Annotated in this window: 18 protein-coding genes; 3 read left to right on the top strand and 15 right to left on the bottom strand. The window is 50.0% G+C overall.

Going from position 1 to position 14627, the window contains the following annotated elements; genetic code table 11:
* From CHL76_RS14480 to CHL76_RS14470, 3 genes are all read left to right on the top strand, one after another.
* The coding region (locus tag CHL76_RS14480; RefSeq protein WP_233133460.1) for a zinc ribbon domain-containing protein at positions 1-323 on the top strand (323 nt) is incomplete at its 5' end.
* 162 nt (positions 324-485) lie between these two features.
* On the top strand, positions 486-845 hold the full coding sequence (locus CHL76_RS14475) for a hypothetical protein (protein WP_143745364.1): 360 nt from the start codon (positions 486-488) through the stop codon (positions 843-845).
* A gap of 855 nt (positions 846-1700) precedes the next feature.
* On the top strand, positions 1701-2765 hold the full coding sequence (locus tag CHL76_RS14470; protein ID WP_233133458.1) for a hypothetical protein: 1065 nt from the start codon (positions 1701-1703) through the stop codon (positions 2763-2765).
* A 390-nt stretch (positions 2766-3155) separates the two neighbouring features.
* On the opposite strand, the gene CHL76_RS16855 is transcribed toward CHL76_RS14470, so the two are convergent.
* From CHL76_RS16855 to CHL76_RS14400, 15 genes are all read right to left on the bottom strand, one after another.
* Positions 3156-3395 (bottom strand): hypothetical protein, encoded by a 240-nt coding sequence (locus CHL76_RS16855; protein ID WP_158219194.1) that lies wholly within the window; start codon positions 3393-3395, stop codon positions 3156-3158.
* A gap of 126 nt (positions 3396-3521) precedes the next feature.
* The gene (locus tag CHL76_RS14460) at positions 3522-4742 is read right to left on the bottom strand and encodes an MFS transporter (protein WP_094908927.1); all 1221 of its coding nucleotides are present in this window, start codon (positions 4740-4742) and stop codon (positions 3522-3524) included.
* 120 nt (positions 4743-4862) lie between these two features.
* Entirely contained in the window at positions 4863-5426 is a 564-nt protein-coding gene (locus tag CHL76_RS14455) for a class I SAM-dependent methyltransferase (protein WP_094908926.1), read from the bottom strand.
* An 81-nt stretch (positions 5427-5507) separates the two neighbouring features.
* Positions 5508-6917 (bottom strand): MBL fold metallo-hydrolase, encoded by a 1410-nt coding sequence (locus CHL76_RS14450; protein WP_094908925.1) that lies wholly within the window; start codon positions 6915-6917, stop codon positions 5508-5510.
* Between the two features lie 31 nt (positions 6918-6948).
* A complete protein-coding gene (locus CHL76_RS14445; RefSeq protein ID WP_233133456.1) occupies positions 6949-7263 on the bottom strand; it encodes a rhodanese-like domain-containing protein in 315 nt (104 codons plus the stop codon).
* A gap of 128 nt (positions 7264-7391) precedes the next feature.
* The gene (locus CHL76_RS14440; protein WP_094908924.1) at positions 7392-8174 is read right to left on the bottom strand and encodes a sulfite exporter TauE/SafE family protein; all 783 of its coding nucleotides are present in this window, start codon (positions 8172-8174) and stop codon (positions 7392-7394) included.
* Between the two features lie 54 nt (positions 8175-8228).
* A complete protein-coding gene (locus CHL76_RS14435; protein WP_094908923.1) occupies positions 8229-8459 on the bottom strand; it encodes a sulfurtransferase TusA family protein in 231 nt (76 codons plus the stop codon).
* Positions 8460-8501: 42 nt separating this feature from the next.
* Positions 8502-8738, bottom strand: a complete 237-nt coding sequence (locus CHL76_RS14430) for a sulfurtransferase TusA family protein (RefSeq protein ID WP_143747471.1) — start codon at positions 8736-8738, stop codon at positions 8502-8504.
* A gap of 45 nt (positions 8739-8783) precedes the next feature.
* Positions 8784-9263 carry a DsrE/DsrF/DrsH-like family protein gene (locus tag CHL76_RS14425; protein WP_094908921.1) on the bottom strand — a complete coding sequence of 160 codons (480 nt, stop codon included), beginning with the start codon at positions 9261-9263 and terminating at the stop codon, positions 8784-8786.
* A gap of 60 nt (positions 9264-9323) precedes the next feature.
* Positions 9324-9584, bottom strand: a complete 261-nt coding sequence (locus CHL76_RS14420) for a metal-sensitive transcriptional regulator (RefSeq protein ID WP_094908920.1) — start codon at positions 9582-9584, stop codon at positions 9324-9326.
* A gap of 499 nt (positions 9585-10083) precedes the next feature.
* Positions 10084-10863, bottom strand: coding sequence for a sulfite exporter TauE/SafE family protein (locus CHL76_RS14415; protein WP_094908919.1), 780 nt, complete (start codon positions 10861-10863; stop codon positions 10084-10086).
* A 15-nt stretch (positions 10864-10878) separates the two neighbouring features.
* On the bottom strand, positions 10879-10986 hold the full coding sequence (cydS, locus tag CHL76_RS17490) for a cytochrome bd oxidase small subunit CydS family protein (RefSeq protein WP_371862281.1): 108 nt from the start codon (positions 10984-10986) through the stop codon (positions 10879-10881).
* A 3-nt stretch (positions 10987-10989) separates the two neighbouring features.
* On the bottom strand, positions 10990-12006 hold the full coding sequence (locus CHL76_RS14410) for a cytochrome d ubiquinol oxidase subunit II (RefSeq protein ID WP_094908918.1): 1017 nt from the start codon (positions 12004-12006) through the stop codon (positions 10990-10992).
* The gene (locus CHL76_RS14405) at positions 12003-13349 is read right to left on the bottom strand and encodes a cytochrome ubiquinol oxidase subunit I (RefSeq protein ID WP_094908917.1); all 1347 of its coding nucleotides are present in this window, start codon (positions 13347-13349) and stop codon (positions 12003-12005) included. Before CHL76_RS14405 ends, CHL76_RS14410 begins: the two co-directional genes overlap by 4 nt.
* 175 nt (positions 13350-13524) lie before the next feature.
* Positions 13525-14187: a peroxiredoxin gene (locus tag CHL76_RS14400; RefSeq protein WP_079474050.1), complete on the bottom strand. Its 663-nt coding sequence runs from the start codon at positions 14185-14187 to the stop codon at positions 13525-13527.
* Positions 14188-14627: the final 440 nt, after the last annotated feature.

The following is a 14627-nucleotide window of genomic DNA, read 5'->3' as shown; positions in this document are numbered from 1 at the left end:
GGCCCTGCCTAAAGACATCTTTTACCAGAACATTCTACCGGAGTTGGATTAATATGGCCCAGTTTACGTTTAAATGCCGGACGTGTGGTACGTTTGAGCGCTGGATGGCATCAAAGGGAGCGCGGGTCAGCGAAGCGCCGTGTCCCTCATGCGGGGAAGCCGCCGGAAGGGTCTTCCAGCCAGTACACCTGTCCAAGATGGACGCGAAGATAAAGGCCCGGATCGAGCAGGGCATGCAGCCGAAAACACGGCAGCGAAAAGATCTTCCCGCCATGCAACAGCCTCGGCAGCGGGCCCCTAGGCCTTGGCAGGCAGGCCATTAAAGAAGGAGACCCGAAAAAAACCGGGTCTCCTTTTTCAGCTATTTTTCTCCCCGGTCTTTTCCAGCTATTCCAATGACCGCGATGGCAGCCAGCATCACACCGTAAACAATCGAAGAAGAGAGAAAGGGCCTTTTAGTGATTTTCAAAAATACAAGGTTCAACTTGGCAGCATCGTTCCTTATGTTCCTGATCATACATATTTCAAAAATGAACACCGCCTCCCCTCAGGCAGCGCGGGATGGCCGAGCCGCCATCGAAGACCTGGAGGATACTAGAAAAATGTTTAACCCTAAAACATTACATCGGCATCTACAAGGTGCTGGCTTCCATGTACGGAAAAGTGACGTTGTTTCCGGAAGGCTCATCCTGAAATACTTTCATCTGGTAACGGCTTTGCCGAAAATAGTGATTTCCAGCATTGAAACTGGGCTACATGAAGAAAGCCTCCATCCCGAAGCAGCGAAAATACAGTTGGCTCGTACTGTCGTGGCGATGTACCATAACGAGCAGCAAGCTGAATAGCAATTTGTTTTGGTTTTTCAACAAAAAGAAACGCCTCAGAACAAATGCATCATATAAGGTAAAATGCTTGAAAAGATGATGCTGTTAACGGCTGAGACCAGAAACTCCCTAACAAAATACAGCCATAAAATTTTCTTGGCGGAAAAACGAATTGAGCAGCTTTTGCAGCGACAGTGGATGTTATCGGTGCTTATATGATCTTAACAATATATAACCATGCCTATTAAACATAATTACGCTTATCAGTAGTCTATAACCACTTGTTGAGAACAAATCGTTCTCCACTGTTTGTATTTACGAATATCATAATGATGACCAATTTCTAAAATTAAAATGACAAGTTTTTCATCATTGAGGTGAGCAATGCTTAGGTGCCGCCTATGCAATATCGTCATTCTCCAGCTTTTGTGCCATTAACGTTTTTCTAAGCGCTCTAGAATCTGTTGTACCCACTAAGTTTTTATGAATTCAAGTCATAAGCATGCCGGCTTGATATCTATCTATTTTTAATGTTTTTGTGCTCTTTGTTCAAATGGTACTTCATATTCGCGCATTGTTTACATCTAATTCCTTTGTCAGCTTATCAAAAGAAATATCGTCCCGAATCTCGTATTGTTACTGCAGGGCTTGATAATAGAGTTTCAAGTGTCTCAGTTATAGTTCAAGATAAAACTCCTTTTTCTAATAATTGTAAAACAAAAGCGGGAGTAGTAGGATAGTCATGAAACGGTAACGAAACGTCTCAGGATATAATTCGAAGAAGGATGGATTTCTATGAAACGAAAGCTGCTGATAAGGAAAGAAGTGTTCTTGCTTAGTCTAACGATTATATTTCTTATAGGGGCCCTTTTCTATGTGCAACGAGGACCGGAGACAATTTCCGATTCTACGGCTTCAGATAACGACTCTCGTTCATTTGAAACAGTAGAAAGAAAGGATAATGAGGAAGAAAAACCCAACGAGGCAGAAAAAACTAAGCCTGAGCAGGTATATAAGCCTGTAGAGCCAGAAGATGACAGTACACCGTTAAAAGATCAGTTGGAGCAGGAAGAATTGGAAATGATGCCTGAGCTTGAAGCAGCAGGGGAAGAAAGGACAAGGCTGATGCCGTTTGGAGAAACACTAATCACAGGAACGAAGGATCAAACGGACGGACCGTTGAAAAATCATCGACTTGTTACATATTATGGCCATCCCAACTCCACCAATATGGGGATACTCGGGCAAATGGAGCCTGACGCCTTCATGGCAAAATTAAAGACTCAGGCTCAGGCCTATTCCAACGCTGATCCATCTCATCCAGCTGTCCCCACCATTGAACTCATTGCCACCGCTGCTCAACGAGACCCTGGTTCGGACGGCAACTACGTTCGCATGACCTCGCCGGAGCAAATTGACAAGTATGCGAAGCTTGCCGAGGAAAACGATGCTTTATTGATGCTGGATGTCCAATTGGGCAAAGACTCTGTGTTAAATCAAGTGAAGTCGTTGGAAAAATGGCTGAAGCTCCCTTATGTTCATCTGGCCATCGATACCGAATTCCAGGTGGGAGAAGGAGAAACGCCGGGTATCGATCTTGGCCAAGTTAACGGAACAGAGATTCAACAAGCCGTGAGTTATCTCACAAAGCTCGTTGAAGACAACAACCTTCCGGACAAAATAGTTCTCGTTCATCAGTTTACGGACGTAGCGCTGACGAACAAAGAAGTCATTCAGCCAACCAGCCATGTAGAGGTGGCTTTAAACTTTGACGGGTGGGGAGGCGCTGCTGCAAAAATGACTAATTACAAAGAATATGTGCGGAATGAAGCTGTACAGTATGGTGGTTTTAAAGTGTTTTATGATAAGGATGAACCAGTCATGAGCCCGGAAGAAGTCCTTCAGTTGGATCCTGCTCCAGCTGTAGTCAATTACCAGTGAAGATTAGAGTGTCAATGTCCATACAATCGCCAGATATGCTGCTTTGTTATTTTCAAGATGCTTTTGATTAGCTTAATTATACAAATTTAGCTAAGAATCCCCCTAAGATGAAAGAAGAAGTTAGAATCAAAATAAACAAAAAGGTTATGTCTCTATGAAGCTTGGCCAAAAATACTAGGGAAGAGTTATTTAATATTTATGAATCGCTTTATTGACTCAGGCAAAATTAGTTAATAAAAAATTAAGATGCTTGTTTTTTAGTTTAAAAATGAACCCAAGGTGTAATAAATAAAATGGCAATTAAATTCAGCATACTTTTGATTGTCCCTATGTAAGTAGTCGTAGAAAGCGCCAGCCTGAGCAAGGCTGGCGCTTTCTTTCTTCTACGAGTTAAAAAAGGGAGGAGGGCCTTTGCTTGATCGCTTTTACCGTAATTGTTTGGAAATACGGGCAAGCATCCCCTTTACCCATCATGCTATTGGGACCAGGTTCGCTCTGGACATCAAATTCGATGCCCAGGAGGTCAAAATCCATTTCTTTAACTACGAAATTGGCTATCGCGTTTTCACAATCAGTCAATGAAGCAAGCAAGGTCTTGAGCGGGCTAGCGCTTTCCTTGATACCTGCCATAATGACTGGTTCGTCGATCACAATTTACGTGTTTGCGAAAGAAAAGTTCATACTTAAGATTAGAAAGACGACGCTTGGTGCGAAGACTGGTCAACATCCCTATAAATGAAAGTGGACGATGTTTTATTATTTCTTTGCCAATAATTCCCGCATCCGGATGAGCGTGACGATGCCGGCGGCAAACGGAAGCACAGCTACGAGGCCGATGGCCCATGAAACGTTCAGCGTGTCCACAAATAGGCCGGCGAGTAAGGCCCCGAAGGCGTACCCGCTGTCCCGCCAGAAACGGTACACCCCGTTTGCTTTGGCTCGCCAGGAGGCGGGGGCGGTATCGCCGACCGCTGCAATAAGGACCGGATACACCATCGCCGTTCCGAGACCGAGCATTATGGAACTGCCAAGCCACCATCCATAGGAGGTGCCAGCTACTAAGGCCCATAGCGCTAACGCCTGCAACCAGAGGCCGCCGACGATGAGCCGCTTGCGGCCGATCACATCGCTCCAGGGCCCGGTAAACAGCTGGGCCATGCCCCAGGCGAGGGGATACGCTGCCACGACCACCCCGATTTGGCTGACGGATAACCCGCCGGAAGCGAAGAAGAGGGGGAACAGGCCCCAGGCCATGCCGTCCTTGAGATTGGTCGTCAACCCGGCAAAGCTGAAGCTCGACAGGGCGGGCTGCTTCCAGGTCGTCTGGGCAAACGCCTGCCAAAAGGGGAGGGAGGATTCCCCGGAAGCCGTCTGACGGGCCACCTGCCTGCTCGTATCCGGCACGAACAACGAAAGCAGGAACCCGATGCCAACGATCCCGAAGCCAAGAAAGAAAGGTTCGGGGCGCAGAGCGGTCGTCGAAGCCACGTAGCCGGAAACGGCGGCCATGATGGACAACCCCATATAGCCGGCAAATTCATTCAGGCCGACGGCCGTCCCGCGCTGGGTTGGTTTCGCCAGATCTACTTTCATGTTTACAGTCATCGACCAGGTCAGCCCCTGGTTGACGCCTAAGAAAATATTGGCGACGATGATCATCCACCAGGCGGAGGCAAAAATAATCAGCAAAGGAACGAAGAAGCCGAATGCCCATCCCATTAATAATATTTCCTTGCGCCCAAAGCGGTCGGCAAGCGCACCGGCCAGGAGGTTGACCAGGGCTTTGGAAAACCCAAAGCTGACAATAAAGGAGAGGGCGGCACTGGCCGAGGCAACGCCAAACAACTCTTCGCCGATCAGCGGGAGCACGGTACGTTCCAATCCGACCATAGAGCCGACAAAGACGTTGATGAGGACCAATAGAAAAAAGGGAAGACGGTTTTCAACAATACCGATGGAAGCCGATTTGGCTGTCATCATTCATCCCTCCTTCCTTTGCTTGATAACATGAGAAGACCCCTAACGGGGTCATTCCCATAGAGGCCTCCAGGTATTTCGGAATCATGAAAAGGGGCTCTCCATGAGTTCGTGGGGGATTTACATTTTTACTGCTTCCACCATATAGTTACCGTCATTCAGGACATGGGTAGTTGTAGTAAAGCCGTACTCTTCAACGGTCCGGGCAAACGATTCTGATGGCAGGCGGATTTCCAGCGGAGGCCCCGATTCCGTCGCTACGGCTTCCCATTCGTAAAAGAAAATGGTGCCTCCGGGCTTCAGAACACGCCGGAGCTCGGCGAACGCCTGGTCAAAGTCATCGATTTCATGCATCACGAAGGCGACCACGATTTTATTGACCTGATGCTCCATTAAGGCAATCTTCTCCAGGCCGGAGAGAATCAGGGTGATGTTGGAGGCGCGGGCTTGTTCGGCATAGGTTTTTAATTCGGTTAACATCCGGTCCTCGATATCAACGGCGTATACGTGGCGGGCCTGTTCGGCCATCGGGATCGTGAAGTATCCGTTGCCGGCTCCGATATCTGCGATCAGATCCGTTTCCTGAATATGCATCAGGGGCAGCAGCTTCGTCATCGGAAGGGCCTGCTGCCGTTCGTCACTCCGGAGTTTTTGGGATTTGGCTGGGTCAAAGCGGTGGCTCATACAATCTCCTCCTAATGTCTACATAGTAAAGGGGCTCTGTATTGTACAGAGCCCCGTATTTTAGTCCTTCAGTAGAAACGGTCAGCTCGTGGTTTCGAGCTGGTCCTTTTTCCATTTCATGAAGCCACCCTCCACGTTAATCACGTCAAAGCCGTGGTTCTGGAGAATGCTGGCCGCGATGGCGGAGCGTTTGCCCGAGGCGCAGTGGACGGCCACCGGCTGCTCCGTGGACAGTTCATCGGTACGGGTTGGCAGCTGCTGGAGCGACACGTGCACCGCGTCCGGTACGTGGGACTGGTCCCATTCGTCCTGGTAGCGGACATCGAGAATCTGCACGTCGTTGTGGCGGCGGCGTTCCTCCACCTGCTTCGGCGTTTCGTTCGTATACGTGCGCAGGTTCGAGGCGCTGGCGACGACCGACGTGGCAAAGAATCCTTTCAGCCGGTCCATGCCCATACCGGTAAGAATCCGGCGCAGCTGGTGGTGGTCGGCTGGATCAGCGATCAGGTAGATATCCGCCTCATAGTCGGCGAGCCGGCCCATCCATTCGGCAAACGAGCCCGGGAACGGAAGGTTGATGGTGCCTGGAATGCTTCCCATTGCGAAAGCGGCGGCGCTGCGGGTGTCGACGACCATCGTATGGTCTTGCTCTGCCAGGGCGGCCACGTCATCGCCGGTGCCCTGCATTTCCACGGCCGCCGGGATCTCGGCGAGCGGGGTCATGGCCTGCTTGTTCACTTCTTTCATTTTGGCAAAATACGTTGGCGGCTCGCTCTGGCCGTCGAGGAGAAAGTCTACGAAGGCCTGCTCGTCGGTCGGCTGAAAGGCGGGATTATACATCCGCTCGTAGCCGACGGTGCTTGTTGGCACCGCGCCGAGCGCTTTGCCGCAGGAGCTGCCGGCGCCGTGGCCCGGCCAGATCTGCATATAATCGCCGTATTCCTTGAACTGCTGGAGGGAATGAAACATCTGCCGGGCGCCTGTATCCGCGGAATCCTTCACGCCGACGGATTTTTCGAGCAGGTCCGGACGACCGACATCGCCGACGAAGATGAAGTCGCCGGTAAATACCCCCATGGGGCGATCGGCGGCGGCACCGTCGGTGAGCTCGTAGGAGACATGCTCCGGTGTATGGCCCGGCGTGTGCAGGGCTCTCAGCTTAATGTTGCCGATATAAATGTCTTCGCCATGCTTCACGCCGTGGAGCGGCAGATCCTGATTCCACTCGTAGCCGCCGTTTTCGGCGCCTTCCGTGGAATAATAGATCGTGGCGCCGGTCCGGCGGGCAAGCTCTGTCACCCCGGAGACAAAGTCCGCATGAATATGGGTCTCGAACGCTCCGGTAATACGAAATCCCTGTTCGCGGGCGATCTGCAGATAGTCTTCAATATTGCGGGATGGGTCGATGACGGCCGCCTCACCGGTGGCCTGACAGCCAACCATATAGGAAGCCTGGGCCAACGACGTGTCATAAAAATATTTCAAATACATCAATCATCGCTCCTTCAAATTAGAATAGATGTTATTCGGTTTTACCGGTCCATTCGTTCATGCCGCCGGCCATGCTGCGGACGGTAAAGCCATGGTCCTGCAGCGCTTCCGCTGCCCGGGCACTGCGTTTGCCGGAGCGGCAGACGGTGACGTAAGACTGGTTTGGGTCGAGTTCGTTCATCCGCGCAGAGATATCTCCCACCGGGATATGAACGGACTCGGGAATGCGTCCTTCATCGAGCTCTTCATCCTCCCGGACGTCAATCACCTGGACGCCACTGTTGTTTTCGAGTTCCTGCTGGACGTCTGCCGGCTGGACTTCTTCAATGCGTTTTTCTTCGGTCATTCGATTCACCTCGTTTGCGATATTATTACGAGTCGTACGTTGTCATGTTCATTTATCATCAAAATAACGGGTTAGCATTTATTTCTTTCCATTGTTCTTATACCACTATAGGTATTTGGCATAAACGTTTAGCCGCTGAAAATCTGAATCCATATTTGAATGGCGGTAGCTAAAATGATAACGGCCAGTATGCTTTGCAGCAGTTTGGTATTGACCTTCTGGCCGGCTTTGGCACCGATAGGTGCTGCGATGAGGCTGGCTACAATCATGATCAGGGCCGGTCCGTACAGCACCTGGCCGGTTGCCACCTTGCCGACGGTTGCCCCAATGGATGAAATCAGGGTCACGGCGAGCGACGTCGCGATCGTCATCCGGGTGGGGATTTTTAAGACGACCAGCATGATCGGCACGAGGATAAACGCGCCAGCAGCACCGACAATCCCGGAGCCGATGCCGACCACAAAAGACAGCCCCGAGGCAAGAGGTTTGGAGAACGTGACACGAGTGAGGTCCTGGTCATCCAGCCCTTTTTTGGGCACAAACATCATCACCACCGCGATGGTGGCGAGCAGGGCATAGACCATGTTGACCCCTGCCTCACTGAAGAAGTTGGAGGCATAAGCTCCGATGAAGCTGCCGATTAGAATGCTTCCGCCCATGTAGAGGACCAGCTGCCCATTCAGATAGCCACCTTTCCGATAAGCCCAAACGCCCCCGATGGTGGCGAAAAAGACCTGAACGGCACTGATGCCGGAGACTTCATGAGCTGAAAAGGCCACAAATCCAAGCAGTGGGGGAATATACAACAGCATGGGATACTTGATGATTGATCCGCCGATTCCCACCATGCCAGACACAAAGGACCCGACAAAGCCCAATAGAAAAATTACGATGATAAACAGCAGTGACAATGGAAAGACCTCCCTTGAAGGGAAGTAATTCCATGACTTCCCCGTGGCACGATGTTATTCGCCTTTTTGTATCCAGAATTTATAGACGCCGTTGTCTTCCGTGTGGTCGAGCAGTTCGTGGCCGCCAGCTTTTGTCCAGGCTGTGAGGTCGCTCTGCGCCCCTTTGTCGGTGGCGTGCAGTTCAAGTACCTCGCCGCTATCTAGCTCCTTGATCGCTTTTTTGGTTTTCAGAATCGGCTGTGGGCAGGCAAGTCCTTTCGCATCAATCGTTGTTTTTGGTTCCATCTGTCATCGCTCCTTTTAATAGATATCATTGTTATCTCATGGCTAAGTTGCCCCCAGGTCGTGGGGCGTTGACGCTTTTTTTACGTAGTACCACCATTGTTTTTGAAATTGGCGCATACCCAGGTCGTGATGGCCTGTACGCTGCATCCATTGGCGCACATGCATCATGTGCGGCTGTGCGAGAAAGGGGATAGCCAAAACGTCGCCATCATTCATTTCCTGCATGACTGTTTTGACATGGATGAGAAGCATCAGGCCGCTACAATTTTGTTGTGTCACTACCTGGTGGGCCTGCATCATTTCCTACCTCCTTTTACGAAAGGTTTAAATAAACAGGTTCACGTTCCCGTCGGATGCTTCCCCAAGATAGGCGGCGACGCCGGCATATTCAATATCATCCCGAAGCTCTTTTTCATCCAGCCCAAGCAAATCCATGGTCATGGTGCAGCCGATGAGGCGCACATCCTGTTCCCTAGCCATATCGATCAGCTCCGGCAGTGGCATGGCGTTGTGCTTTTTCATGACTTTTTTAATTAGCTTTGGGCCAATGCCAAGAAAATTCATGTTGGACAATCCCATGCGATCGGCGCCGCGGGGCATCATTTTTTCAAACATGGCTTCAAGTTTGCCTTTAGCAATGCTTTGCTTTTCCGGTTTTCGCAGGGCATTCAGCCCCCAAAAGGTATGGAAAATGGTTACTTCGTGGTCATACGCGGCTGCGCCATTGGCAATAATGTATGCTGCCATGGCCTTGTCGTAATCTCCGCTAAATAATACAATCGTTGTCTTTTTGGCTTCCGCCATCCAATCACTCCTTGATTAAAATACAATTACGGGCATGGGTATTTTTGTCGTGAAAATTTTTTATCGGCTTTTCACCAATAAATTGACAGCCTCCTGAATCAACTGTTCATCATTTTCGCCGTTTTTTGTCTGTTCCCGGACACACTGTTCGAGATTGGAGCCGACGACCAGGCCAGTGGCACGATCCAAAGCGGTACGGGCAGCATTCATTTGAGACACAAGCTCTTTACAGTCCTGTTCTTCCTCCATCATGCGGAGGATACCGCGGACCTGGCCTTCCACCCGTTTGATTCGGTGCTTCATCTGATCCGTGTATTCCATGAGGTCCTCACCCCTTTATCGTTATCTCTTATACCTTATGGGGTATATAGATACTGTAGAATACTTTTTCATGAGTGTCAACCATTTTGGGAGAAATATGGTTGTGGCTTCGATACGCACCGATGTATGCTAACAGCGTCACGACCATTCAAGTTCATTTTAAACAGAAAGGAGCGAATGCCTCATGGCACGCACATACGCAGCGTATACCCGTCGCTATCGCCTGAGGAAATGGATGCTGATTGTTAGCCTGGGAGGTGTGGTGTTCTGGTGGAAACGGTCCGCGGCCCGCCATTCGGAAGATGCCTGGACCGCGTCTATTCTGGAGCATCTTACAGCCGGAGCGACTTCTCGCGAAGTCCAGAAGGAGCAAATGAAACAGGCCTTCCGTTTGGTGGAAGCGACCAACTATCAACAAAAAGATATGTTGGACATCTATAAGCAACAGGTGAAAGACCTGAGGTCGCCCCCCGGCAAAAAAATAAGGGAGGCGGGCCTTCTAGATCAGCATCTGGATCCACATTTCCACGGCTACCCCCAGCAACAGTACTGCAAGGGCACGCTGCAGCCATTTAGCCTGGACATGCCTGGCTGTTTTGGCCCCCAAGGGAGCGGCAAGCAGCGACGCCGCAATGAGGACGGCGGCTGGTAGGAAGGGGACCTGGCCAGTAATCAGTTTGCCGGCACTGGTTCCGATGGAAGAAAGAAGGGTGACGGCGAGCGAAGTCGCAATCGTGACCCGGGTGGGGATTTTTAAAACCACCAGCATGATGGGCACGAGAATAAAAGCGCCTGCTGCCCCCACAATGCCAGCGCTGACGCCTACGACAAATGCACTCCCGGCGGCAATCCACCGGGAAAACGATACGGATTCCTGTGCTTCCTGCTGCATGGATTGCTGCGGAAGCACCATCATGATGACAGCAATGGTCGCTAGCAGAGCATAGGTGATGTTAATCATGCTTTCGGAAAACGCCCCGGAAAACAGGGACCCGAGTAAACTGCCGATGATAATACTGGTGCCCATGTATCCGATCAGGGAGGCATGCAGATACGAGCCCTTTCGATAGCCCCATACGCCCCCAACGGTCGCAAACAACACCTGCACCGCAATCGCCCCGGATACGTCATGGGCGGTAAACGAGCCAACGCCGAGCAGCGCCGGCACATACAACAGCAGCGGGTAATTGATAATGGAGCCGCCGACGCCAACCAGTCCGGAAATGTAGGAGCCCACCGCTCCTAACACAAAAACCGTAATCAAAAACGAGACGGTCATGCTTTCGCCTTCTTTCTATTCCTTCTCTTCCGATGCAGGCCGACGGCCAAACCAGGCAAACACCCCGATAACGGCTCCAGCCAAAATCAAATGGGGAGCAATCATAACTAGAAAAAATTCCATAGGTTACTTCCTTTCTCCTCGAATGTAGGCGGCATCAAATAAAAATAACCGCATGAGCAAATACAGCGAGGGAATGAGTAATAAAAAGCCGGCAATAAACGCAGCGATCAGCGACCAGGCCATCGTCTGATTAACGAAACCATCATAAATGGTCAACTCATCATACAGAAGCCATGGCAGATGGGAGGCGCCATAGCCGAACCACGCGCTGAAATATTGCAGCATGACGAACACAAAAGCTGTTCCTAATCGCTTGCGCCGATAGCTGAGATAGACGACCAAGGAGAAAAACAGGAACGAAAGCCCAAACATCCACCAGATATTCAGCATGCCGGAAAAATGTTCCGGATTGTGCTGACGAATACCGATAAAGACGAGGCCGCTGGCAAGGATCGTTGGCAGGGACCAGAACAGGGTATACCGGCGAAATAATCGATACGACGTGTTATCACCCGCTTTTTGGGCGTAGTACTGCAAAAAGGCAGAAGAGATAAACAGCACGCTGATGATCGCCAGAATCACGACACTCCAGGCATACAAACTGGAAAATAATTCGCCGTATAACAGGCGAACCTGCCCGTTGGAAACATTGACGTACCCGCCCTCGGAAATGGTGAGGGCGATGGTCAGCGAAGCGGGGATTAAAAGACCCGTTGCTCCGTATAAAAATGAATAGACAGGGCTGTCTTTGGCTCCGTACGTATTAAAAGCGTAATATGACCCGCGAATCGCAATCAGCACGATCGATATACTGACCGGCACCAGTAAGGCAGTGCCAAAATAGTAGGCGGTCGATGGAAAAAAGCCAACGATGCCGACAAAGAAAAAGACGAAAAAGACGTTGGTGACTTCCCATACGGGAGACAAATAGCGCTGGATGAGCGAATTGACCTGGTGGTCCTTCCGCGAAATCTTATTAAAGAAGTGGAAAAAACCAGCGCCAAAATCAATCGAACTGACGATCATGTAGCCGTACAAAAACAGCCAAAGCACGCCCATGCCGAGGATTTCCAGGTTCATTTGTCATCCCTCCTGTCCCCGTACCGCTGTTCGAGTTCATGAGCGGCTGGATTTTCTTTAAACATCCGGCGGAGTACTACCGTGGCAGTCACTCCGAGGGCGATATACAGGGCAATGAACAAGTAAAGCATGATATCTACGTGTTCGGCCGTAGTCGCTCCTTCCGGCGTACGCATGATCTGGTGCAAAATCCAGGGCTGGCGTCCAACCTCGGCGAATACCCACCCGAATTCGATAGCTAAAATGCCTAACGGCCCACCGGCGACAATGCCGCGCATCAGCCATTTATTATATTGCCAGGCCGGCTTTATCCGGCGAATGAGTAAATACATAAAAGAAATCGCCAGCAAATAGATGCCAATGCCCACCATGCCGTCAAATAAGTAATGAATATATAACGGAGGGGTGTCGGATTCCGGGAATTCATTTAAGCCAATTACTTCTTCGTTGGGGTTGCTGTGGGCGAGAATACTAAGGGCATAGGGGATTTCCAGTGCCCCGGTGACCTCCTGGTTGTCTGCTAAAAACCCCCCGACAATCAGCGGTGCCTGTTCCTCCGTTTCAAAATGCCATTCGGCAGCGGCTAATTTTTCCGGCTGATATTCCGCCAGATACTTGCCGGACAGATCGCCAATCGCGGCTGTAGATGCTGCGAACACGAAAGCGGACACCATGGTCAGGTGGAGCGCTTTTTTATGATAAGCATGACGATTGCCCCGAATCATTTTGGTGGCCGCAATGGCCCCCAGCACAAACGCTGATGCCAGGTAACAGGTAATAATAACGTGAGCCGTTTTCGTCGGGGTGGCCGGGTTGAACATCGCCACCAGAGGATTAATATCGGTGAGCACCCCGTTTACGAGTTCAAAGCCCTGCGGCTGATTCATAAAGGAATTGACGGTAGTGATAAAAAAGGCCGATAGCGAGGCGCCGATCACCACGGGGATGACGAGTAAAAAATGACGCCAGCCCGATTTGAACCGGTCCCATGTATATAAATAAATGCCTAAAAAGATAGCCTCAAAGAAAAAGGCGAAAGTTTCCATAAATAACGGCAGAGAAATCGTCTGACCGGCGAGCTCCATAAAATTGGGCCAAAGCAGACTCAACTGTAAGCCAATCGACGTCCCGGTTACCACCCCGACGGCGACGGTGATCACAAACCCCCGGGCCCATCTGCGGGCGAGCAGGGTATAGTGGGGGTCCCGTTTCCGGAGGCCGGTCCACTCGGCGAGGGCAATCATTAACGGTACTCCAACCCCAATGGAAGCAAAGATAATATGAAATCCTAATGTTAATCCTGTCAAAATACGGCTGTAGGTGGCCGGATCATAATCAATCATGGTATCCCCCCTCAGGATCAGCTATGAAAATAGCCGTCCAATTAATGAAAGTAAAAATAACGAAGCAGCAATAAAGGCCACAATGGCCAGCTTTTTTTCCTGATTGTCTCCCACGCTGAGGACCTCCTTGAAACGAGGCAAAGACCCCCGGCTGACCTCGCCGGGAGCCTCTTCCTTATTTGATGTCTTTTTGGCAGTAGTACCAATCCACACAGTCGTATTCATCGCTGTTCATCCGCTCTTGCGCTTCTTCTTTGGTCTTCGGCGGACTCACGATGGCTTTGTCTCCGGAGTTCCAGTTGGCCGGTGTGGAAACGCCATGCTCATCCGTGGTGCGCAGCGCTTCGACGAGACGGACAATTTCTTCCATGTTTCGTCCGGTGGAGAGAGGATAGTAAATCACGGCCCGGATTTTTTGGTTGTCATCAATGACAAAGACCGCCCGGGACGTTTCTGTGCCGGTAGATTCCGGCATGACCATGCCATACTGGGTAGCGACCTTTTGATCCAGATCCGCAATGATCGGAAATTCAATTGTTGTCTGGAAATTTTCTTCGATGTTGCGGACCCAGGCGATGTGCGAACTTACACTGTCAATGCTGAGCCCTAGCAATTCGGTGTTCATTTCTTTCAATCGGCCGTACACCTCCTGAAAAGCGACAAATTCCGACGTACACACTGGTGTAAAGTCTGCCGGATGGGAAAAGAGGACGAGCCACTGCCCGGAATAATCGTTCAGCGAGATATTTCCGTGCGTCGTTACCGCATCGAAAACAGGTGCCTGCTCCCCAATACGCGGAAGGCCTTGGCCTTGTGTTTGTTGTTCTTGTTGTTCCATAAATTGATCATCTCCTTTTTTCTAAAATTATTAATAATGGTTTTTAGAAAGCCTATAGCCAATATATATCACATTGAAAACGTCAATTTCTGATTTCATCAGAATTGTCATTGAATGTTAACATTACGGGTATGGGTATATAAGCATGTTGATAAGTATACTGAGGATTTATAAATACTGTTATGATGATGTTTTAAAAAATTGTCATATAAGGAATAATAGATTTTATTTAACTATTGATTTTGTAAATAGAAAACGTTATCAATTTGTGGTTGTCCTACATACAGCGAGGGGTATAGTGAATGAAAAGGATATAGTTATTCTATCCTTGCATGTATTTTTAAAGGAGGATGTACCTATGGAACAGTTTCATCAAGTCGTCTTGTTGGGGGAGGAACCGCAGGGGTTACGGTTGCTGTCCAGTTAAGGTGATAGACGAA

Origin of the sequence: Marinococcus halophilus (assembly GCF_002265875.1) — a bacterium.
GTDB classification, from domain to species: domain Bacteria; phylum Bacillota; class Bacilli; order Bacillales; family Marinococcaceae; genus Marinococcus; species Marinococcus halophilus.
The sequence above is the reverse complement of the archived record's forward strand: the minus strand, read 5'-3'. Positions and strand labels throughout refer to the sequence as shown.